Raw genomic sequence first — 21,261 nt, forward strand, 5'->3', positions numbered from 1 at the left:
AAGAGCCGGCTGGAATGACGACTATCGGGCTCAGTTATTCTTTGGTTAAAATATCAACAAAGTGTGCTCCCGCCCTGAAGTAGCGTAAACAAGACACCGGTTTGAGGCCGGAGTCAGGTGATAACTAGATCTGTACAGATTGATAAGTTACTTTATTTTTATGAACTTACTGTTCTTAAATGTTTTTGCTATATCTGATTTCATTTTATCTACTAATTCTTCCACATAATCTTGTGCAATCGAAAGTCCTTTTGATTTTGCTGTTATTAATAAGGATGTAACATCATTTTCTCTGCCGCAATTAGCACATACAACAAAACTATGGCTAGGAGGCGTGTAGTCAGAATAAGGTATGGCAAACTGTTCTGAGTGACAGAAAGTGCAGCGTAACTTAATCGTTTTATGTAGTTCATCCATAGTTAAATAAGTCCAGTTAGTGAGCCTGCAACTCCTCCAAGAATGGAGCTAACAAGAGGATGTTCGAGAAATGTAGTAAGCCGTTTTTTAGCTTCGCTCTTTTCTTCAGTTGAAGCTTGAGATTTATCAATATCTTGAATTAATTGATTGAAAATGTTGCTTATATTCTGGGTATTTCCATTTCCAATTTGAGATGGCGCATTAACATTTAATGTTGATATTTGCATGCTGGCACCTAACTCATATGAACGATCTTTACCATGTTTGACGGAGATGGCTCTGCTTTGCCCCTCTTCAGTGAGTTGAACCTGTGAAAAATCCCTATAGCTTTTTATTACAAGGCCACGGGAGTGCGAAATGTTTATTATTTTAAATAAATGTTCTTCTGGCCAACCTAAGTTTTTATCTATAGCGACTCTGTCGTTTTCACCTTCATTAAACCCAAAATAAACCGTTTTGATAGTTTCACCTAAGCTTTCCATATCATCATTCATATAGGTTAACAACGCATCAATATCAGATTGAATTTTTTCTGGGTTCATGGTGAGCCTCTTAAAAAGATGTGGTATACAAATTTCTGAAATGTAAATTTACATTATCATGGCTGCAGCTGTGAAGAAACATGTATGTAATAGGGTTGAATATATTATTTTTAGCTTTATTTGCACACACGTATTATCTCGTATGCTGGGCTAAAAATGGTAGGTCCGTGCTTCACGAAGTGAAGCCCCACGTTTATCGTGGAATATGCCTGTAAATCTGTTTTACGGCTTCGCCACATCCTTGTTTATTCCGCTCTGGTTGACGTAATCATGCTCGTCTGTTGGGCTTCGCTACGCTCTGCGCCAACCTACAAATCACGCTATCTCAACCCTGCCGCCGCTGGGGCCCATCAGCGGATCACGCTTGGCGATAATGCTCCCTCAGATTTCACCTGTAAAAATGCCGGCCCTCGGGTCGGCATTTTCAAGAAATAGGGTGTGGGGCGAAACAGTATGAGAAATGGTTGCCCTCTATCGCCGGGCTATTTATCCGCCTTGCCCGCCGCATCGGCAAGTTTGGCCAGCTGTTTGTCATACCAGGCCACCGGGCGGTTCTCATCTTCCGCCCGCTCCTTGCGCCGGATGGCGTTGCGCACCGCCATGGCCCCCAGCCAGCGAAACGGCTCGGGCGGAAAATAGCCACGCGGGCCGCTGACCAGGGCGCAGTCACGCCACGGCTTGTCCTCCTCCCGCACTTCATCGCGCACCAAAGTTGCCAGGATCTGGCCGCCGATCCAGCTTTGCGCCACCCCGTTGCCGGAGTAGCCGAGGCCATAGACGATATTGGGCTGCCCTCGCCAGTGGCCGAAGAAGGGGAGGCCATCTACCGAGCGGTCGGAGGCGCCGCACCAGCTGGCGGCGATGGGCACCTCTTTAAGCGCCGGAAAGAAGCGGCGCAGGGTGCGGGTGAGGGGGGCAAGATAACGGCTCGGCGCATCGAACTCGGCTAGATGGCGGTTGGCAAAGGCGAAGGTGTTGCCCCCCTTGCCCAGCATCAGCCGTCCTTGCGGGGTGGAGCGGTAGTAATGCACAAAGGTGCGGCCATCCACCACGGAGCGGCCGTGCTCAAGCTGCTGGGTGGCCAGTGCATCCGGCGCGGGGTCGGTTATCACCATATCGGAGGAGACCAGCACGATACTGCGGCGAAACTCGCGAAAGTGCTGCACCATGGCGCTGTTGAGGGCCAGCACCACCTTGCGGGCACGCACCTCGCCCTGTGGCGTTTGCACCCGCGCAGGCTGGCCCGCCTCAAGGCGCCGCATGGGGGAGTGCTCATAGACCTCGACCCCCAGCTCCCGCGCCACCCGCAGCAGGCCGCGCACCAAGAGCGCCGGTTGCACCGAGCCCGCGTGAGGGCTGTAAAGCCCCTCCAGATGAACGTGGGAACCGCTCTGGCTCGCCAGTTCATCCTCTTCAATCGCCTGCCACTGGTTAAGACCGGCTCGCTTGAGTTCCTGCAATACCGGCTCCATCAGGCCGCGCTGCGCCTCGCTGGTGGCGGTGTAGCAGGTGCCCTCGACCCTCAGCTCCGCTTCTATGTTGTGCGTTTCGCAGAAGCGGGCAATCTCGTGTACCGCCTGCTCGGATCTTTGTACCAGCCAGGCGGCCTGCTGCTCGCCAAAGAGGCGCTTTAACGTCAGGTATTTGGCCGACCAGGTGAGCAAACAGCCGCCGTTGCGCCCGGAGGCGCCGCTGCCACAGCGATCTTTCTCCAGCACCATGATGCGTAAGGCAGGCTCGGCCTGTTTAAGGGCAATGGCGCTCCAAAGCCCGGTAAAGCCGCCGCCGACGATGCAGATATCGGCCTCGTGGTTGCCGACTAGGGGCGTGGGCGGCGCGGGCTGTTCGGCGGCAAGCGCTTCGGCCAGCCAGAAGGGGAGAGTGGACATGATGACTCCTCGATAAGGTTATTGGTGGCGCCAGCGCTGGGTGCGATCCAGCAGGGCGCGACTTAAAAAGAGCTGGAGCAGCTTGACGGTGGCGGCGGCCAGCAGGATCAGGGTGGCCATGGCGGCGGCCGCAGCGGTATCGCCGGAATCCTCCATGTTCAGCACGGCGATGGAGGCGAGCACGCTGTCGCTCGAATAGAGGAAGATCACCGCCGAGGTGGTGGTCATGGCGTTGACGAACAGATAGATAAAGATTTCCAAGAGCGCTGGCAGGGAGGCGGGCAGGGTGACCCGCCAGAACGCCTTCCAGAGCGGAATGCGCAATGAGATGGCCACCAGCTCCAGCTCCTTGGGCAGTTGCTTGAGGCTGGTCAGTGCCGTCATATGACCCACGGTGTAGTAGTGGATGACGCAGGAGAGCACCATCAGCGGCAGAGTGCCGTATAGGCCGCCAAAGAGCGGATTGCCGTTGAAAAAGAAGATGTAACCCAGCCCCAGCACCATGCCGGGCACCGCCAGCGACAGCATGGCAAGCAGATGCAACAGCTGGCGCAGCGGCGCAAAGTGGCGCCCCTTCTCCTGCGTCCAGGCCAGCACCATCACCAGCACGGTGCCGATAAGCGCGGTATAGAGGCCCAACTGCAGGGTGTTGGTAAAGGGCTGCCAGCCATAGACGCTGTTGCTGTCAAAGGCGTAGTGATCGAGCGTCAGAGCGAGGTTGTAGGGCCAGAACTGCACCAAGGATCCGTAAACGGCCATCCCCACCAGTGCCAGAAACAGCAGGGCCCAGAGGGTACACCAGCTGAGCGCCAGCAGATCCCGCAGCCGATGGGGCTTGGGGCTATAGGGCACCGCTTTGGTGCTGCTCTGCTCCTGCATCTTGCTGCGTACCCTGTGCTCCAGCGCAAAGCTCAACAGTGCCGGCAGCAGCAGGGTGACGCTGGCAACGGCGCCGAGGGAGAAGTTCTGCATCCCGATCACCTGCCGGTAGATATCGGTAGCCAGCACGCTGTACTGGCCACCAATCACCTTGGCTACCCCGAAGTCGCAGATGGTGAGGGTGAAGACCGCGATGGCGGCGCTGAGCAGGCCATAACGGGCGGTAGGCAGGGTGACAGTGACAAAGGTGCGCCAGCCGCTGCTGCCCAGCACCCGGGAGGCTTCATAGAGGCGGGCGTCGCTCTGACCGAGCGCCGTGATAAGGATCATCAGGGCGTGAGGGAAGCACCAGAAGCCAAGACCGATGACGATGCCGATGGGGCCGTAGATGCTCTCGCCGCCGAGCAGCCCCTTGGCGATCCCCTGATTGCCAAACCAGTAGACCAGACTGATGGCGGGCAGCAGGGAGGGCATCAACAGCGGGATCAAACCGATGAGGCGAAACAGGGGCTTGCCCGGCATGCAGGTGCGGGTGAGGGCATAGGCGTAGCCAAAGGCGATGGTCACCACCAGCGCGGTGATCAGCACCCCGAGCCAGAGGGTGTTGCCAATGGTGCGCCCCAGATGAGGGGAGTCGAAGTAGGCGCTGAAGTTGGCAAGGCCCACCCAGAGGCCGTTCTCATCCTGCAGGCTCTTTTGCAGCATGGTGAGCAGCGGCAGCAGCAGACCGCCGGTGAGCAGGGCGATGCCGAGCACCAGCAGGATCAGTTGCAGTAGCTGATCCCGGCTCCAGCCGCGACAAAGGCGCTGCCAGCGGCCGTCTTGCCGGGCTGTCGCGCGTGGCAACAGGGAGGAGGTCGCAAGGGGGGCTGTCATGGGCGATCTCCTTCAAACAGCTGCATCGCCCCGGCGGGCCAGTGCAGCGAGCAGCGCATGCCGCTGCGCCAGCCCCCTTGTTCGTGGCGGGGCAGCTCGTGGGTCGGGCGCTCCACCAGGATCTGCTGCGGGCCCAGATAGGTGTCGGCGGTGCAGATAAGGCGCTGGGCTGCGCCGAGAAACTCCACCTGATCGATGGTTGCTTCAACGCCATGTTGGCCAAGATACGGCTCGCTCGGCGCACTCAGGGTGATTGCCTCGGGGCGGATCGCCACCTGCAATTTGCTGCCGGCAGCGGCCTGGTTGGCAAGTGTCAGCGGTTGTTCGTTGAGGCGCACCTGATTGGGGCTCAGCACCAGGGTGTCGAGGAAGTTCATGGTGCCGACAAAGCTTGCCACGAAACGGCTGGCAGGCTGGTGGTAGATCTCCTGCGGGGTGCCCACCTGTACGATGCGGCCGCCCTCCATCACCACGATGCGATCGGCCATGGTCAGCGCCTCTTCCTGATCGTGGGTCACCATGATGGTGGTGATGCCAAGGCGCTGCTGCAGGGCACGGATCTCGCTGCGAAGGTGGGTGCGCACCAGCGCATCCAGGGCGCTGAGCGGTTCGTCCAGCAACAACAGACCGGGGGAGAGGGCCAAGGCCCGGGCCAGCGCCACCCGCTGCTGCTGGCCGCCGGAGATCTGGCTCGGGTATTTGTGGGACTGGGCAGTGAGATCCACCAGCCCCAGCCAGTGGTCCACCCGCTCCTTGATGAGATCCCGCGCCAACCCCTGATTCTCAAGGCCGAAGGCGATGTTCTGGGCCACCGTCAGGTTGGGGAAGAGGGCATAGGACTGAAACACGATGCCAAAATCGCGCTCCTGAGGCGGCAGGCGGGAGATATTGCGCCCTCCTTGCCAGATCTCGCCGCTGTCCGGCAGATCCAGTCCGGCGATGGCTCTGAGCAGAGTGGTCTTGCCGCAGCCGGAGGGGCCGAGAAAGCAGATAAACTCCCCCGGCTCAATGGTCAGAGAGATTTCTTTAAGGGCCTGAAAAGCACCGAACTGCTTGTTGAGATGTTGAATGTCCAGATAGGGCTGGGTCATGGTTCGACTCGCTACTGATTTGGTATATACCAGTTTGCGGGTGAAGTGTGACGGTCAGGTGATCGGGGGATGACAGCTTGATGACAGTCAAATGAGATCGGGTCGCCAACAAGTGGCTGGGCACTGTGCGAATGGACTAAGCATCGCTAATTGAAGGCAATACAAACTCGGGAAGTTAAAACCAAAAAGCGAAGGCCAACAGCTGTTGGCCTTCGACTGGCAGTTTATTGGCGGCAGTGTGTCTGGCGTGAACAAACCGCCGCCCTTCACGCTTACTGTTTGGCTTCGGTCTTGCCGTCGAAGCTGGCGCTCCACTGGGCCAGGATGGCGTTACGCTCGCGGGCTGCCCAGCTAAAGTCGTTGTCGATCATCTGGCCTTTGATATCCGCCGGATAGCCCGCTCTCGGTTGGGCTACATCGGGGATGGCGACCACGGCGAACGATTTGTTGTAGAGGGCGTTGGCCTGTTCGGTGGCGGCAAAGTCGAGCAGCTGTTTGGCGGCTTCCAGCTTGGGGGTGCCCTTGATGATGGCGGCGGCTTCCATATCCCAGCCCGACCCCTCTTTCGGGAACACCACCTCGATGGGGGCACCCTTGGCCTTGAGGCTGGTAGCCGGGAAGTCGAAGGAGATCCCGATCACCGTCTCGCCGCTGGCGGCCAGCTTGCAGGGGGCTGAGCCCGAGTGGGTGTAACGGTCGATGTTCTGGTGCAGGCCGTTCATGAATTGCCAGCCCTGCTGCTCACCCATGGTCTGCAGCCAGCCCGCAACGCTCAGGTAACCGGTGCCGGAGGAGCTGGGGTTGGGCATGATCACCTTGCCCTTGTAGATGGGCTTGGTGAGGTCGGCCCAGCTGGTGGGGGCCGGGATCCCCTGTTTTTCCGCCTCTACCTTGTTGAAGCAGATGGCGCTGAAGAAGGCGTCCAGACCGATCCAGTGCGGCTCGGCCTTGCTGTCGCGAAAGCGGCTGTCGAGCTTATCCAGCCCTTTCGGTGCATAGGCATTGAGCATCTGCTGCTGATCGAGCTGCATCAGGCTGGTGGCGGCCAGTCCCCACACCACATCCGCTTTGGGCTGGGCTTTTTCTGCCAGCAAGCGGGCGGTGACCACGCCGGTGGAGTCACGCACCCACTTGATGTTGATGTCCGGATGCTGGCGTTCGAATGCGGTTTTCAGCTCATTGAGCTGCTCCGGTTCGAAGGCGGTGTAGACGGTGAGATCGGTCGCGGCCAGTGCCGGGGCGGTCATGGCAGCCAGCACGGCGGCGGCCAGCAGATGGGTTCCCTGTTTCATCCTCTTCTCCAGTTAAATTGGTTTGGTATAAACCAGATTGGTCGAGAGAGAGGCTAGGGGATCTTTATGACGTGACCGTGACAGCCCCGTGACGTTTTGCCGTTCCTGATTTGTTCGTGACTAATCCTGGGTATCAACCTCGATCTCCAGACTGTCGTGGCGCCAGTACTCCAGATCGAAGTCGAGCACCCGGCCGTGCTGATCGAAGTTGAGCCGCTCGAGGCGCAGGGCGGGTAGGCCGGCGGTGGCCCCCAGCGCCTTGGCCACTTCGTCCGGCAGGGCGGTGGGGAAGAAACGCACCTGCATGCGGGCGTAGTGAAGATCGTAATGGGCCTGATAGATCTCGGTCAGGCTGCCGTTGAGATCCAGCTCCAGCAGGCCGGGTACCCGCTCAGGCAGGCAGTGGTTTTCGCAGTAGCAGATGGCGCGCCCGTTGGCGTAGCGCAGCCGTTTGAGCAGAAACAGGCTGTCGAACGGCTTGAGCTGCAACTGCGCCATCAACGCGGGCGGCACCGCCTGGCGGCTTTTCTCCAGCAATTCGGTACGCGGCTCACCCCCTTGCTCCCGCACTATCTGGTGAAAGTTGGAGGTGCGTCTGGGGTTCAAACGAAAGCGTGGCGGGGTGACGAACCAGCCGCGGCGATCCTCCCGATAGATAAGGCCGTTCGCCTCCAGCTGAACCAGTGCCTCGCGGATGGTAACCCGGGTGGTGCCATAGAGTTCCCCCAGCAGCCGCTCGGAGGGGAGCTTGTCGTTGGGGGCCAGACCCCCCGCCAGGATCTGGTTGGCGAGGGCATCCTTGATCTGCAGATATTGCGGTTTGCTCATGAAAATCCCTGGTTTTTCAATAAGTTGTGCAATGAGTTGGGCAATGGGCTGGGCACAGGGCAGGACACCTGCCCGGTCGTTAAAGGGCACATCAACATGCGTTGGTAGATACCAGCATCGCCACTGTTGTTCAGGCTTCCTAGATTATCGCGATCCCGGCGCTGAAAATGAATTTTTTGTTGCACGTAGTCCCGCCCCTTTGACCTTGGCGGGGCAGTTACCCACAATGCGCTCATTCTGGTATATACCAAAAAGGAGCGAAGTCATGACCCATATTCCTGCGGCCCCTGCCGCCGTCGATTACCTGCTGCTGACCCCGGGCCCCCTCTCGACCACCGCCACGGTGCGCGCCGCCATGCTGCAAGACAGCTGTACCTGGGATGCGGATTACAACCAGGGGGTGGTGGAGCCCATCCGCCGCGAGCTGGTGCGCCTCGCTACTGGCCCTGAATATGAAAGTGACTACAGCGCCGTCTTGCTGCAGGGGAGCGGCAGCTATGTGGTGGAGAGCGTATTGGGCTCGGCGATAGGCATCGATGAGTGTCTGCTGATCATCAACAACGGCGCCTACGGCGCCCGCATGGGGGAGATGGGCCGCTGCCTTGGCCTGCGTCACCATGAGCTGGACTGCGGCGAGACCACCCGCCCGGAGCCCGCCGCCATCGAGGCGATGCTGGCGCGCCACCCCGAGATCACCCATCTGGCCATGGTCCACTGCGAGACCACCACTGGCATGCTCAATCCGCTCGATGAGGTAGCTGAGCTCTGCCAGCGTCGTGGCATCCGCCTGATCGTCGATGCCATGAGCAGCTTTGGCGGTATCCCCATCGACATGGGGCGCCTTGGCATCGAGTTTCTTATCAGCTCGGCCAACAAGTGCATTCAGGGGGTACCGGGCTTTGGCTTCGTCCTCGCCCGCCGCGCTGCGCTGGCGGCCTGCGCCGGTCGTGCCCGCTCTGTCTCCCTCGACCTGCATGCCCAGTGGCAGACCATGGAGCAGCAGGGGGGCAAGTGGCGCTTTACCTCGCCCACCCATACCGTGCTTGCCTTTGCCCAGGCCCTGCGCGAGCTGGACGAGGAGGGGGGCATCGCCGCCCGCCATCAGCGTTACAGTGAAAATCAGCGCACGCTGGTGGCGGGGATGGCTGCCCTCGGCTTTGCGCCACTGCTGCCAGAACAGTGGCAATCTCCCATCATCACCGCCTTCTACTCTCCGACCCACCCTGACTACCGCTTCGCCGACTTCTACCAGCGGCTCAAGGCACAGGGTTTTGTTATCTACCCGGGCAAGGTCTCCCAAGCCGATTGCTTCCGTATCGGCAATATCGGCGACGTGATCCCGGAGCGGGTGCGCGATCTGCTCGCCGCCATGGCCAGCGCCTGCTACTGGCAAGGGGACGCGCGATGACCAGCATGCTGGCTCAGGGGCGTGATCTGCGTGCCCGCGATTTGCATGACCATAAGCTACACGGCAGCGGCCGCGCCGACAGCGAAGGGGATATCAACCTCGGCGAGGGGCGGGCGCGTTGGTGGGCTGACCAGAGCGAGGCGGTGCAGGCGGGATTGGCGGAAGATAGCCGCTACTTCCTCCATCAGGCACTCTCCACCCCCTGTCTGGATCTGATTGAGGGCGCGCAGGGGAGCTGGCTGACCAGCGTATCGGGCGCGCGTTACCTCGATTTTCACGGCAACAGCGTCCATCAGCTGGGCCACGGTCATCCTAACGTGGTGGCCGCGGTGCAGCAGCAACTCGCCGATCTGCCGTTCGCGCCCCGCCGCTACAGCCATCAGGTTGCCATCGACTGTGCCCGCACCCTGGCCGAGCTGGCCCCCGGCGATCTTAACCGGGTGCTGTTCGCTCCCGGCGGCAGCGAGGTGGTGGGGATTGCCCTGAAGCTTGCCCGCTTTATTACCGGCAACAGCAAGGTGGTGTCCCTCTGGGATGCCTTTCACGGCGCCTCCCTCGATGCCATCTCGGTCGGCGGCGAGGCCTGTTTTCGCGCCGGTATGGGCCCGCTGATGGCTGGGGTGGAGCGCATCCCGCCTCCCACCCGCTATCGCGGCGTCTGGTATCGCGGGGAGGGGGATGACCTGCACTACGCCGATTATCTGGAGTACGTCATCGAGAAGGAGGGGGGGATCGGCGCTTTTATCGCCGAGCCCATCCGCAACACCGACGTACAGGTGCCCTCGAAGGCCTACTGGCAGCGGGTGCGGGAGATCTGCGATCGCCACAAGGTGCTGTTGATCGTCGACGAAATCCCCAATGCCCTGGGCCGCACCGGCCACTGGTTCAGCTTCGAGGAGTTCGGCATCGAACCCGACATCATCTGTCTGGGCAAGGGGTTGGGGGGCGGGGTGGTGCCGTTTGCGGCGCTCATCACCCGCGACCGTTTCAATCAGGCCGCAGCTATTTCGCTCGGTCACTACACCCACGAGAAGAGCCCCATCGGCTGCGCGGCGGCCTTCGCCACTATAGAGACAATCCGCGAAGAGGGGTTGCTTGCAAAAGCGCAGGAGGATGGCCGCTTTATGGCGCGCGAGCTCGCGGCGCTTGCCGAGCGTCACCCGCTGATCGGGCAGGTGCGCGGTATTGGTTTGCTTTGGGCGCTCGATCTGGTGGTCGATCACCAGAGTCGCACCCGCAATAGCCAGGCCGCCGAGCGGCTGCTCTACCGCTGTCTGGAGCTTGGGCTCAGCTTCAAGGTCTCCCAGGGCAATGTTATCCAGCTCTCGCCACCGCTCAATATTATCCGCGCCGATCTGGTGCGCGCCATCACCATTCTCGATCGCGCCCTCGGCGAGATCGCACTTTCACCGAAACAGGAACATCACCATGACTGACTTGCAGATTGCTGTAGACCCGACCACCGACGTAGAGGCGCTGATCCTCGACTGGGCCGGTACCGTCGTCGATTTCGGCTCCTTCGCCCCTACCTCCATCTTCGTCGAGGCCTTCGCCCGCGCCTATGACTTCACCGTGACCCTGGACGAAGCGCGCCAGCCCATGGGTCTTGGCAAGTGGGATCATATCGCCGCGCTGGGCCGTCTGCCCTCGGTGGATGCGCGCTGGCAGACTCGCTTCGGCCACCCCATGAGTCATGCCGAGGTGGACCACATTTATCACACCTTTATGCCGCTGCAGATTGCCGCCGTGACCCGCTTTGCCGCCCCCATCCCCGATGTGCTGCCGGTGCTGGATGCTCTGCGGGGTCAGGGGATGAAAATCGGCTCCTGCTCCGGTTACCCCCGTCCGGTGATGGAGGCGCTGGTACCTGCTGCGGCCGATCACGGCTATCGCCCGGATCACTGGGTCGCCACCGATGACCTCAAAGCCGGTGGTCGCCCCGGCCCCTGGATGGCGCTGACCAACGTGATTGAGCTGGGAGTGAGCGCCGTGCATCGCTGCATCAAGGTGGATGACGCCGTGCCGGGTATCAGCGAAGGGTTGAACGCGGGCATGTGGACGGTGGGGCTGTCGGTTTCCGGCAACGAATTTGGTGCCACTTGGGAAGAGTTTGCCGCCATGAGTGAGGCGGAGATCGCCGCCCGGCGCGCACCGGCCGAGGCCAAACTGCGGGCGGCGGGGGCACACTATGTGATTGATACCCTGGCCGACATCGCCCCGGTTATCGCCGATATCAACCGCCGTCTGGCCGCTGGCGAGCGGCCGTAGGCCATCTGCTTGGTCTAACAAAAGCGCTTGGCTGGCTTTAGATACAACACGCCCCCATCCGGGGGCGTGTTGCATCTACAGGGGGAAGTTGTGCGCGGTCAGCGGATATCGACCCGCATCAGGGGAGAGGGGGCGTTGTCGACAAAGTGGTGCCAGATATGGTCGTAGAGCGCCTTCTGGCCGGGGAAACTCACCAGCGCCTTGGCCTCGGCCAGGGAACACCAGCGATAGTCTGTGTGCTCATCGTTGAGGGTCACCGCCTGATTGGGCGGGCAATAGACCACAAAGACCGGTACCACCTCCACCGTATTCAAGCTCGCCTCGTAAAACTGCTCCAGATACTGGCCGTTGTAGAGTTCGGTGACCCTGATCCCCGTCTCTTCGCCAAACTCCCGAATAATGGTCTGCCAGCCGGTTTCACCCGCCTCCACCGTGCCTGCCACATGACACCAGAAGCCCCCCTTGACCCGTTTCATCACCAGCAATCTGGTTTCGCCATCGACAGTGGTAAGGGCAACGCCAGAGACGGCCTTGCAGCGAATGGGGATCATGATCTTCTCTCCGGGTTTGGGCTCTGTGATAGCCATGAACAGTGTGAAGGCGTGTTAATTGAAATACGCCTCGGCGGGCAGGCCCATGACCTCTATTTCATTCAGGCCATTTTTGGCCAGATAGTTGGCCACCAGATTGAACCCCACCCAGTAACCGGCATATTTGGGAAATAGCCGGTTATCACGGCAGTAGAAAAAGTCTAAAAAGTTGAACTGCTTGCTGGATAGATGGGGCGTCATCTCTGCCAGGAGCGATTGCCAGTCATGATGATGAGACTCCTTGAACAGCGAGGGGAGTGTGCCACCATTGAACCTCTGCTCAAAGTAGCAGGCCAGCCCTTCAAAAATCAGGTTTTCGGCCAGTGTTTCTGCTTTCACCTTGTTCTTCTTTTGCACGATATGGTGGACTTCGTGGGCCAGCACGGCAGGCAATTCTGTGATGATCACCTCTTTTATGTCGGGCCGTTCCAGATCAAGCTGGAGTTCTATCCGATACATGTTGATGGCCCAGCCACCGATACCCGAGTCGGGAGCATCCCCCTCGGCAAAAGGGCTGAAGGTGACATCCAGTTGGGAGAGATCGAACAAGGCATTCAATTTGTGCGCCGTCTCGGCAAAAACGTGCCTAATGGTGTCATCGAGCCCATCGAATTTGCCCGAGTCGTTTAACAGGGTGAGTTGCATCCAGACATCCTTGTCTATTGAAAGTGAGTGCTGAGCCACTTGCGTGGTCGCGGCGCCATATCACCACGATTACCCTCCTTCAATCAAGGGGTTACCCGCCCATTATGCTTGCCGTCTGGATCGCCTCGATCAGCGCGGCCCGGTTGATGCGAGGGCGCTCGCCATCGAGCAGTTGCTGCCACAGGGCAATGGCCTGACTGTAGCGGCCATGCAGAAAGTGATCGGAGGCGAGCAGCATCAGGGCACTCACTTCCCCCGCGTCCTGCTTGAGGGCGCTCTCCAGCAGGCGGGTTGCCTCGGGAGTCAGCTGCTGGCCCGCCTGATAGTAGAGCACAGTGGCTTGGGCGGCCTGGGTCGCCGCGCTGGCGCCCCCCTCCAGCAGAGCGAGGCGCTGGTAGGCGAGCAGGGCGTTGTCATATTCGCCCCGATAGAGATAGAGCTGGCCGAGCGCCGCCCAAGCGTCGAGATCGGCAGGGCTGCGTTGAAGTTTCTGATGCAGACTCCCCAGCTCCTTGTCCTGCAGATCCCGCGGGCTCAACCCCGCCAGCGGATCGGGACGGGATGCATAATCCTGCCATGCCTGGTAGCGGCCGCTGCTGAAATACACAGCGGCAACGGCCGCGATGGCCAGGAGGCCAAGCAGCAACAAGGCCCGCCCGTGCTGGTTATTGCGGCCGCGATTGTCACGCTGGCTGGCCAGTTGCGCGCGCAGGGCCAGCTCAGCCGCCGGGATGGCGTTGGCCAGGCGGGCGGCGCTCAGCTCCCTGAAGAGTGGCTGGTCTGGGGAGAGGCCCACCTGCTCCCCGTGCATGATCAGCAAATTCAATTCGCTGCGCGGATCGGCGGCGGGTTGAGGGGGGGCCTCATCGATGGCCTTAACTGCAGGGATGAGTTGCGCCTTTGTGCGTGTCAGGCGGCGAAACAGGGTCAACAGTGCCAGCCCCAACAGCAGCAGGGGGCCGCCCCACAGCAGCGCCGTGCTGCTCTTTAAGGGGGGATCGTAGCGGACGAAATCGCCGAAGCGCTCCGTCATGCGGGCGATCACCTGCTCATCAGACTGCCCCTCGTCCACCCAGCGGTAGACCTCTAGCCGCAGATCCCGGGCGATGGGGGAGTTGGACTCCACCAGATTCTGGTTCTGGCACTGGGGGCAGCGCAGAGCGCGGGCCAGCTCTTGCGCCCGATTTTGCAGCTCGGGGTGGCGAAACTGATAGGTGTCGACCCCGCTGGAATATGCAGTTGCACTCAGCAGCATGCCGAGGGCCAGCAGGGCGCAGGCAAGAGAACGGCACATTATGGCTGTGTCTCCCGAGCTGATGTTGCAATAGATGGCGCAATTGCGTGTGCCGTTGTGGCGGCCTTCATTTGCGCGTCAGTTCGCGCCTTATCGAGCAGGGGGGCAAACTGGCGTTGCCAGATCCCTTTGGTGAGTTCGCCGGTGTGGCGGGCGAGCAGGGCACCATCGGCATCAAACAGATAGGTCTCTGGCGTGCCGTAGACGCCGAGCTCCAGCGCCAGTTTGCCGTTGGGGTCGGCCAGTACGGCGCGATAGGGGTTGCCCGCCTGGATAAGCCAGGCGCGGGCGGTATCCCCCTTGTCCCGGTAGTTGAGACCGTAGAGGGGCACTGTGCCCGCGAGCTCGCTGAGCAGCGGATGCTCGGCGCGGCAGTTGACGCACCAGCTGGCCCAGACGTTAAGGACAAAGGGTTCGCCCTTGAGGCTGGCGGTCTGGATCGGACTCCCGTCCAGCAGATTGTCGCTCTGCCACGCAGGTAGGGTACGCCCGAGCGTCGCCTCATCCTGGCTGTAGGGATTGTTGCCAAGGCCGAGCCAAAGCAGGGCGCCGAGGCCTAGGGTCAGCAGCAGGGGAAGAAAGAGGCTCAGGCGGGATCTCATAACGCCTCCTGTTCGAGCCGGGGATGGGAGGTGCCAACCGCAACGGTGCGGGAGGCAAGCAAAGGGCGACGGGCGAGCAGACGCAGGGTGCCGCCTGCCATCATCAACAGGCCGCCGAGCCAGATCCAGCGTACCAGCGGCTTGTAGTGCAGCCGCATGGCATAGGCATCTGGCCCCATCTTCTCACCCAGCACCACGTAGAGATCGCCGAACATTCCCCACGCGATGCCGGGTTCGTTCATGTTCATGGTGCGCACGCTGTAGTGGCGCCGCTCAGGCGTCAGCCGCGCCACCTCTTTACCGTTCTTGTGCACGCTAAGCGTGATCCGCTCGGCGGTATAGTTGGGGCCGATCACCGGCTCGCGCCTCTCATAGCGAAACTCGAACGCGCCGAGCTGGTAGGGTTGGTTGGCACCAAGCACTGTGCCCCCTTCCTGACTGTGGTGACTCACCTGCGCGATGCCAAGGGCGCACACCGCCACCCCGAGGTGGGCCAGCAGGCTGCCGAACCTATTGAGGGTGAGCTCGCGCAGCGACGTCGGTTGCAAGAGCGGGGGCAGCAGGCTGGCCATCAGCCAGAGGCTCACCATATTGGCGAGGATGCCGTTCCAGTTACCGGAAAACGATCCCTGTTCCAAATAGGCAAGGCTAAGCAGCCCGCCGCCAAGCAGGCCAAACAGCGGCGGCAACAGGGAGTTGAGTCGGGAATGTGTCGCAAGCTGCTGCCAGCGCAGGCGCGGCAGCTGGGTCATCAGCCCCATCAGGCAGAGGGCCAGCGGCACGAAGATGGTATTGAAATAGGGGGCGCCCACCGAGAGCGAGCCCAGATGAAGTGACTGGAACACCATGGGGTAGAAGGTGCCGAGCAGCACGCTGGCGCAGGCCACGCAGAGCAGCAGAATGGCGGCGCCGAGCAGCCCCTCTTTTGACAGCAAGCCAAAGCGGGCATAGGGGGCGCGAATGTCTGCGCGCAGGGCAAACAGGGTGAGGGCGCAGGTCAATAGCAAACCGAGCAGCAACAAGAGGGTGAGGCCGCGGCTGGGGTCCACCGCAAAGGCGTGCACCGAGGTGAGTACCCCGGAGCGCACCACGAAGGTGCCGAGCAGGCTCAAGGCGAAGGTGAAGATGGAGAGCAACAGCACGGCGTGACTATAGGCGCCGCGCTTCTCGCAGACAATCAGGGCGTGCAGCAGGGCAGTGCCGAGCAGCCAGGGCAAGAGGGAGGCGTTTTCTACCGGATCCCAGAACCACCAGCCGCCCCAGCCGAGCTCGTAGTAGGCCCACCAGGAGCCCAGCACGATGCCGGCGGTGAGAAACACCCAAGAGCCGAGCGCCCAGGGGCGGCTCCAGTGGGCCACGGCGCCATCCAGTCTGCCCGAATGGAGCGCCGCCATGGCGAAGGCGAAGTTGACCGCAAAGCCGACGTAACCGAGATAGAGCAGGGGCGGGTGGATGATAAGGCCGATATCCTGCAGCATGGGGTTGAGATCGCGCCCCTCCAGCGGCCCCGGGAACTGGCGGTCAAACGGGCTGGAGAAGATTAGGGTATAGAGGGCGAACAGCCCGACGATCAGCCCCATGATGGCCAATACCCGGGCTGTGATCAGCGGATCGACCCGCCTGGAGCAAAGGGCTACCAGAGCGCCCCACAGCCCCAACGCAAAAACAAAAAAGAGCATGGAGCCTTCATGGCCGCCCCATACCGCAGCCAGTTTGAAGCCAAGAGGCAGGGCGCTGTTGGCGTGCTGGGCCACATAGCTGACGGTGAAATCATCCTGGCCAAAGCAGCTGGCGAGCAGCAGCAGGGCGGCCCCCAACAGGATGGCATTGATCAGCGCCAGCGGCGTGGCGCAGCGCAGCAGAGTCGGGGAGGCGAGCCGTAATCCCAGCCAGGGCAGTGTGCCCTGCAGCAAGGAGAGTGCCGCCGCCAGCAACAGTGAGAGATAGCCGAGCTCCGCCAGCACACAACCTCCAGTCAATCTTTGATGTCATTCATGTCATGGCACACACGTAGCGTCGTCTCCCTTTGGCGGGGAATATTGCCAAGCAACGGGTGTGGCATCACCAGAAATTCATTGGGCCAGCAACAAACTAGCGCCAGTCACCCGAGGGTGGCTGGTGCTTATCCCCAGCTTTCAATAACCGGTTCACGATCCGTCGTGAGAGGTCGTCAGCAAGGTAAAGAGCAGCGCAGGAACCGCAATGTATGTGAATACATGAGGATTCCGAGCAGCACATGAGCCTTGATCACGGCCTCGCAACAGGAGCGTGAACCGGTTTTTAAACTACCGTCATCTGGCCGGCATAAAGCACGAAGTAGCGCAGCAGCAGGATCCCCACCAGGGTCAGGCTGCAGACCAGCACCAGATGGCCGTTGCGCTCCCGCAGTGGCGCCGGGGTCAGCAGAGCCAGCAGCTGGGGCAGCAGCATGCCGATGCCCACCACCCCGAGCCAGAACACCTGAGCCCAGAAGCCGCTGCCGATGGCGGCCCACATCGCCACCTCTTTCTGACCGCCACCGAAGTAGAGGCCGGTAAAGAAGCAGACCAGCAGCAACACCTCCACCGCCAGCACCGGCCGCTCGAAGCGATGCACGAAGCTCACCCCTTGGCTGTGATGGTTCTCCTTGAAGAGCGTCACCGCCAGCAAGATGGTGGAGGCGATACCTGAGCTGATGCCTGAGACCAGAAACAACACCGGCAGCACCGGGTTGTTCAAGAGCGGATAGGTCTTGAGTGCCGAGAGCAGAAAGCCAGTGTAGGCCCCTAGCAGCACGGCAAGCAGCAGCAAGAGCGGCGCCAGCAGCCGCTCGATGCGGGCGAGCCAGCCAATCAGCCCATCCACAAAAGCGAACTTCTCTTGCAGCAACCTGCCGCGCAATGTCTCGATCTCGGCGCGAAACACCACCGTCAGCCAGGCGAACAGTACCGCCATATAGAGCTGAAACAGCATGACCCCCATCGACATCACGGAGTCGAACTGATAGTGGAACATCAGCTTCCAGAAGGTCCAGGGGCGGGCCAGATGGAAGATAAGGATCAGCAGCCCCAATATCACGCTCGCTGGCGCCAGAATGGCGGTCGCCTTGATGATGCCGCTCTCGCTGCCTGCCCCCTTGCGGCGCAGCAGCACCGAGAGGGTGGTGGCCCCGGCGGAGATACCGAGCAGAAACAGATAGATGGCTATGGGCCAGTCCCAGACAAGGGAAGGGAAGTGAAATGCGTCATGCAACATGATCCATTCCTCCCTTTGTCACAGCAGTAGATGGCGATCGGGCAAATCCCCAGACAAGTGAAGGGAAGTGAAATGCCGCTTGTATGGTCATGACGTTATCTCCCCTTTGGGCACGCGGTACATCTTGGGCGAGGTGCCGAGCGCCTGCTTGTAGCGATAGGTGGTCTCCTTCACCAGCCGTTGGGCAATGGGGCTGTCCGGATCATCCAGATTGCCGAACACCAGCGCCTTGGTGGGGCAGGATTCCACGCACGCCGGCTCCTTGCCCGCCGCCAGGTTGGTCTTGCGGCAAAAGTCGCATTTGTCCGCCACTCGGGTGACCGGGTTGATAAAGCGCACCTGATAGGGGCAGGCAGCGAGGCAATACATGCAGCCGACGCAGAGATCCGCGTCGACATCGACGATGCCATCCTCCTTGCGAATATGGGAGGCGCCGGTCGGGCAGACGTGCACGCAGGGGGCGTTGTCGCAGTGCTGGCAGGACTTGCGAAAGAAGCTGTACTCGGCGTCGGGAAATTCCCCGATGGGGCCTGAGCGGATGATCTCGAGGCGCGAGACCCCTTCTGGCACTTTGTTCACTTCCCGGCAGGCATCCATGCAAGCGGTGCAGCCGATGCAGGCCGTCTCATCGTGGATCATGCCATAGCGTATCCCGTCGATGGTCTGGCTGTGGGCAAGGGTGGTGGCAAGGGAGCGGGTGTTGGCACTAGCAGTCCCCGTCATCATGATAAGGGCCCCCGCGCCCATGCCCGCCATAAAGTCACGGCGAGAGCAGCTCATGATGCCTCCTTGCCGGTAGCCGGTTTGGACTGCTCCTGCCGGGCCTTGCTGGCCTCATGCTGCTTGCTGTGGCAGTCGACGCAGAGCTTGATGCGGGATTTTTCCGGGATCCCCACCATGGGCTCCTTGGCCGGATGCAACTGGTGACAGCTGGTGCAGGTGAGCTTGGTGGCGTGCACATCGTGGGCCCAGAGCGCCTCGCGAAGCTCTTTGGGCTCGTGGCAGCTCATGCAGACCCCGTTCTGCTCGCTGATGGGATAAAGCTTGATGCTCTCTTTATCCTTCAGGCTGTGGCTGAAGCGCATCACATCCTTGACCCCTTCCCGGTGCTGGGGGGAGGGCTGGCCGTGGCAGTTGGTGCAGGTCACCGGTTTGAGGTTGTTGGGATTGGTCGCCTGACCATGCTTGCCGTGCATCCCCTCGCTCTGCTCCTTGTGACAGTCGGTACAGGCCTTGTCGGGATTGCGTAAAAATTCCACCTCATGTGTAGCTGGAACAGGGGCTGCTGCCGACTCGGCCGCCTGACCCTGCAGGCTGGTGAGCAGCATGGCTGCCATCAGCATCAGTCGTAAAAAATCCATCGTTAAATCACCCATAGGAAGCCTCCATCCGCTGCGGGCCCGACTTGGGGCCGGACCCGCAGGCGCCGTTACTGTGCCAGCCGTCCGGCCGCTTTGGCCTCGGCATCCCAGGCGGGGACCGTGGTCTTGAGGAACTGGGCCTTGTCGCTGTTGAACTGCTTCATATCCATGCCAAGGGCGGCTTGCGCTTTCTCCTTGGTGGAGATGTCGGGGATGGCGATCTCGTGGCTGATCCCCTTGCTGGCCAACAGGCGCGCCAGCTTGGTGCGGGCGTCAGCGGCTTTATCCAGCGCGCTGCCAAGTACCTTGAGGGCCACTTCGGGGGCGTGCATCTGCACCCCGTGGGAGGCGATGGCGTAGTCCCAGCGCCACTGGGCGTGACGGATGTCCTGCAGAATATCCTTCATCTCTGCCTCGGTGGCGCCGGCATCCCAGGCCGCCTTGGCTTCAAAATGGGCGTGTACCAGCTGCTTCTCGACCTTCAGCTTGGTCTCGATCACCGCCTCTTTGCGCTGTTTGACGATCCCTTGCAGCATCTCCTTGCTCTGGGTGTGGCAGTTGCGGCAGGTCTGCTCGAAACGATCGAAGGGGTTGCCCACTTTGTGATCGGTGTAGACCTTGCCCTGCTCGTTCTGCACCTTGGGCATGTGACAATCGACACAGGCGACGTTGTTCTGGCCGTGAATGCCGGCGCGCCAGGTTTCGTACTCGGGGTGCTGGGCTTTGAGCATGGGGGTTTTGGAGAGGGCATGGGTCCAGTCGGCAAAGCCGATTTCATCGTAATAGGCCTCCATCTGCTCCACAGTGGTGCCCTTGTCCCAGGGGAATTTGACAGCCTTGGTGGGGCCGCTGAAGTAATACTCCACGTGGCACTGGCCGCACACCTGGGACTGCTGATCAAAGCGCCCCAGCTCCTTGAACGGCTTGCCGATGGCTGTCATGGCCCGATCGGCATAGGGACGGGAGAGGTGCAGGGCAGGTTTACCCGCCTTGAACTCCTTCGAGGCGGTGTCGTGGCAGTCGGCGCAGCCGATGGTGTTGACTACTTCCGGCCCACCCTTGGCCCACATCCCTTTGAAGTAGCCATCCTCACCCTTCTCGTCGATGACGCGGGCCACGTCCGGGCCTTTGCAGCTCCAGCAGGCCATGGGCAGCGGGCCATCTTCGGCGGTTTTCGGGGCGCCGGTACGCAGGGTTTCCCGCACGTCGGTCAGGGCATAGAAGTGACCGCGTGGCTTGTTGTAATCCTTGGCGAAGGGGTAACCGCCCCACAGCACCACCATATTGGGATCTTCCGCCAGCGCATCGGTGCGTTCCCTGCTTTCGCTGGTGGCTTGCCAGCTAGTGAACTGATCGGCGTGATCCTTGGCGAACAGCTCGCTGCGCGCCTCTATCTTGCCATTGGTGGTTGCGTCATCAGCCAGTGCCCAGCCGCTGGTGCCAAGGCTGGTAGTCAGCAGCAGGGTGGCGAGGCCCAGTTTGATATGCCTGTGTTGTGAACCCACGTTTATCACTCCCAGATAAATGTTTTGGTCTCGTCTGACCCGTTCCATCTTGGTGTGGATCTTCCCCCCGTCGGGCGGGGTGGGCAGACATTCGCTTGCGGGTGAATAAAACCGCGCAATATATGATTGCTCGAGGGTTACCCTAACAAATAGGTAAATTTAATGATGATTTATCGGAGGGAGAGTTGTGCCAGATCAATTGGTGCACAGGATTGATCGCTGAAATGAGATCTGGATTAAATTTTATGGAAACTCAACTTCTTGTTAACTGCAGAGCATTCGATGGCAGGAGTTTGAACGGTACAGTTACATACTGGCACTTTTTGCTGCTGATCCTGATTGCTGCCGTATTGTTCACAGATTTTGGCAATGACTTATGCTAATAATTGACTCAATATGCAAATTTTCGGTGTTGTTGTATGAGCTTTTGACCTTCGGATTATGATCCATTTATTGAAGCTGCAGTGGATTTATCGTCAAACGACAGAAATGGTCATATGAAGTCTGATAGACCTATTAATAAAGGTGATGGGGTTGGGT

19 protein-coding genes are annotated in these 21,261 nt (G+C 60.4%); 3 read left to right on the plus strand and 16 right to left on the minus strand.

The features are described from left to right. Positions 1 to 147: 147 nt before the first annotated feature. The 7 genes from OKC42_RS10215 to phnR all read right to left on the minus strand — a co-directional run bounded on the left by OKC42_RS10215 (position 148) and on the right by phnR (position 7,814). Complete coding sequence (locus tag OKC42_RS10215) at positions 148 to 417, minus strand: hypothetical protein (protein WP_081250363.1); 270 nt, start codon at positions 415 to 417, stop codon at positions 148 to 150. A 2-nt stretch (positions 418 to 419) separates the two neighbouring features. Further along, positions 420 to 959 (minus strand): hypothetical protein, encoded by a 540-nt coding sequence (locus OKC42_RS10220; RefSeq protein ID WP_081250362.1) that lies wholly within the window; start codon positions 957 to 959, stop codon positions 420 to 422. A gap of 482 nt (positions 960 to 1,441) precedes the next feature. Continuing rightward, complete coding sequence (locus OKC42_RS10225) at positions 1,442 to 2,848, minus strand: FAD-dependent oxidoreductase (RefSeq protein WP_005333527.1); 1,407 nt, start codon at positions 2,846 to 2,848, stop codon at positions 1,442 to 1,444. An 18-nt stretch (positions 2,849 to 2,866) separates the two neighbouring features. Next, positions 2,867 to 4,603: a putative 2-aminoethylphosphonate ABC transporter permease subunit gene (locus OKC42_RS10230; protein ID WP_270819611.1), complete on the minus strand. Its 1,737-nt coding sequence runs from the start codon at positions 4,601 to 4,603 to the stop codon at positions 2,867 to 2,869. Next, on the minus strand, positions 4,600 to 5,694 hold the full coding sequence (locus OKC42_RS10235; protein ID WP_270819612.1) for a putative 2-aminoethylphosphonate ABC transporter ATP-binding protein: 1,095 nt from the start codon (positions 5,692 to 5,694) through the stop codon (positions 4,600 to 4,602). Before OKC42_RS10235 ends, OKC42_RS10230 begins: the two co-directional genes overlap by 4 nt. 272 nt (positions 5,695 to 5,966) lie before the next feature. Further along, positions 5,967 to 6,986, minus strand: coding sequence for a putative 2-aminoethylphosphonate ABC transporter substrate-binding protein (locus tag OKC42_RS10240; protein ID WP_005352506.1), 1,020 nt, complete (start codon positions 6,984 to 6,986; stop codon positions 5,967 to 5,969). A gap of 120 nt (positions 6,987 to 7,106) precedes the next feature. Further along, positions 7,107 to 7,814: a phosphonate utilization transcriptional regulator PhnR gene (gene phnR, locus OKC42_RS10245; RefSeq protein WP_005300236.1), complete on the minus strand. Its 708-nt coding sequence runs from the start codon at positions 7,812 to 7,814 to the stop codon at positions 7,107 to 7,109. Between the two features lie 265 nt (positions 7,815 to 8,079). Between phnR and phnW the strand changes: the two genes are divergently transcribed. From phnW to phnX, 3 genes are read left to right on the plus strand one after another with little or no spacing between them, the layout of a single operon-like run. Further along, positions 8,080 to 9,222: a 2-aminoethylphosphonate--pyruvate transaminase gene (phnW, locus tag OKC42_RS10250; RefSeq protein WP_270819613.1), complete on the plus strand. Its 1,143-nt coding sequence runs from the start codon at positions 8,080 to 8,082 to the stop codon at positions 9,220 to 9,222. Then, a complete protein-coding gene (locus OKC42_RS10255; protein WP_270819614.1) occupies positions 9,219 to 10,658 on the plus strand; it encodes an aspartate aminotransferase family protein in 1,440 nt (479 codons plus the stop codon). The genes phnW and OKC42_RS10255 overlap by 4 nt, the downstream gene beginning before the upstream one ends. After that, on the plus strand, positions 10,651 to 11,490 hold the full coding sequence (phnX, locus tag OKC42_RS10260) for a phosphonoacetaldehyde hydrolase (protein WP_270819615.1): 840 nt from the start codon (positions 10,651 to 10,653) through the stop codon (positions 11,488 to 11,490). The genes OKC42_RS10255 and phnX overlap by 8 nt, the downstream gene beginning before the upstream one ends. Before the next feature lie 98 nt (positions 11,491 to 11,588). Here phnX and OKC42_RS10265 read toward each other — a convergent pair whose 3' ends face one another. The 9 genes from OKC42_RS10265 to nrfA form a co-directional block, all read right to left on the minus strand. After that, positions 11,589 to 12,041, minus strand: coding sequence for an NUDIX hydrolase (locus tag OKC42_RS10265; protein WP_270819617.1), 453 nt, complete (start codon positions 12,039 to 12,041; stop codon positions 11,589 to 11,591). Between the two features lie 54 nt (positions 12,042 to 12,095). After that, on the minus strand, positions 12,096 to 12,725 hold the full coding sequence (locus tag OKC42_RS10270) for a DUF2268 domain-containing putative Zn-dependent protease (protein ID WP_236302054.1): 630 nt from the start codon (positions 12,723 to 12,725) through the stop codon (positions 12,096 to 12,098). A 91-nt stretch (positions 12,726 to 12,816) separates the two neighbouring features. After that, positions 12,817 to 14,019, minus strand: coding sequence for a heme lyase NrfEFG subunit NrfF (gene nrfF / locus OKC42_RS10275; RefSeq protein ID WP_443111664.1), 1,203 nt, complete (start codon positions 14,017 to 14,019; stop codon positions 12,817 to 12,819). Continuing rightward, positions 14,019 to 14,621 (minus strand): DsbE family thiol:disulfide interchange protein, encoded by a 603-nt coding sequence (locus OKC42_RS10280; RefSeq protein ID WP_270819618.1) that lies wholly within the window; start codon positions 14,619 to 14,621, stop codon positions 14,019 to 14,021. The genes nrfF and OKC42_RS10280 overlap by 1 nt, the downstream gene beginning before the upstream one ends. After that, entirely contained in the window at positions 14,618 to 16,585 is a 1,968-nt protein-coding gene (nrfE, locus tag OKC42_RS10285; RefSeq protein ID WP_270819619.1) for a heme lyase NrfEFG subunit NrfE, read from the minus strand. Before nrfE ends, OKC42_RS10280 begins: the two co-directional genes overlap by 4 nt. A 316-nt stretch (positions 16,586 to 16,901) precedes the next feature. Then, positions 16,902 to 17,855, minus strand: a complete 954-nt coding sequence (nrfD, locus tag OKC42_RS10290; RefSeq protein WP_270819620.1) for a cytochrome c nitrite reductase subunit NrfD — start codon at positions 17,853 to 17,855, stop codon at positions 16,902 to 16,904. Positions 17,856 to 17,942: 87 nt separating this feature from the next. Further along, positions 17,943 to 18,635, minus strand: coding sequence for a cytochrome c nitrite reductase Fe-S protein (nrfC, locus tag OKC42_RS10295; protein ID WP_270819621.1), 693 nt, complete (start codon positions 18,633 to 18,635; stop codon positions 17,943 to 17,945). Further along, on the minus strand, positions 18,632 to 19,231 hold the full coding sequence (gene nrfB, locus OKC42_RS10300) for a cytochrome c nitrite reductase pentaheme subunit (RefSeq protein ID WP_265776479.1): 600 nt from the start codon (positions 19,229 to 19,231) through the stop codon (positions 18,632 to 18,634). Before nrfB ends, nrfC begins: the two co-directional genes overlap by 4 nt. 53 nt (positions 19,232 to 19,284) lie before the next feature. Further along, entirely contained in the window at positions 19,285 to 20,721 is a 1,437-nt protein-coding gene (gene nrfA, locus OKC42_RS10305; protein ID WP_443111665.1) for an ammonia-forming nitrite reductase cytochrome c552 subunit, read from the minus strand. Positions 20,722 to 21,261 lie beyond the last annotated feature (540 nt).

The organism is Aeromonas sp. Y311-2 (assembly GCF_027706025.1).
In the GTDB taxonomy this organism is placed as follows: domain Bacteria; phylum Pseudomonadota; class Gammaproteobacteria; order Enterobacterales; family Aeromonadaceae; genus Aeromonas; species Aeromonas veronii.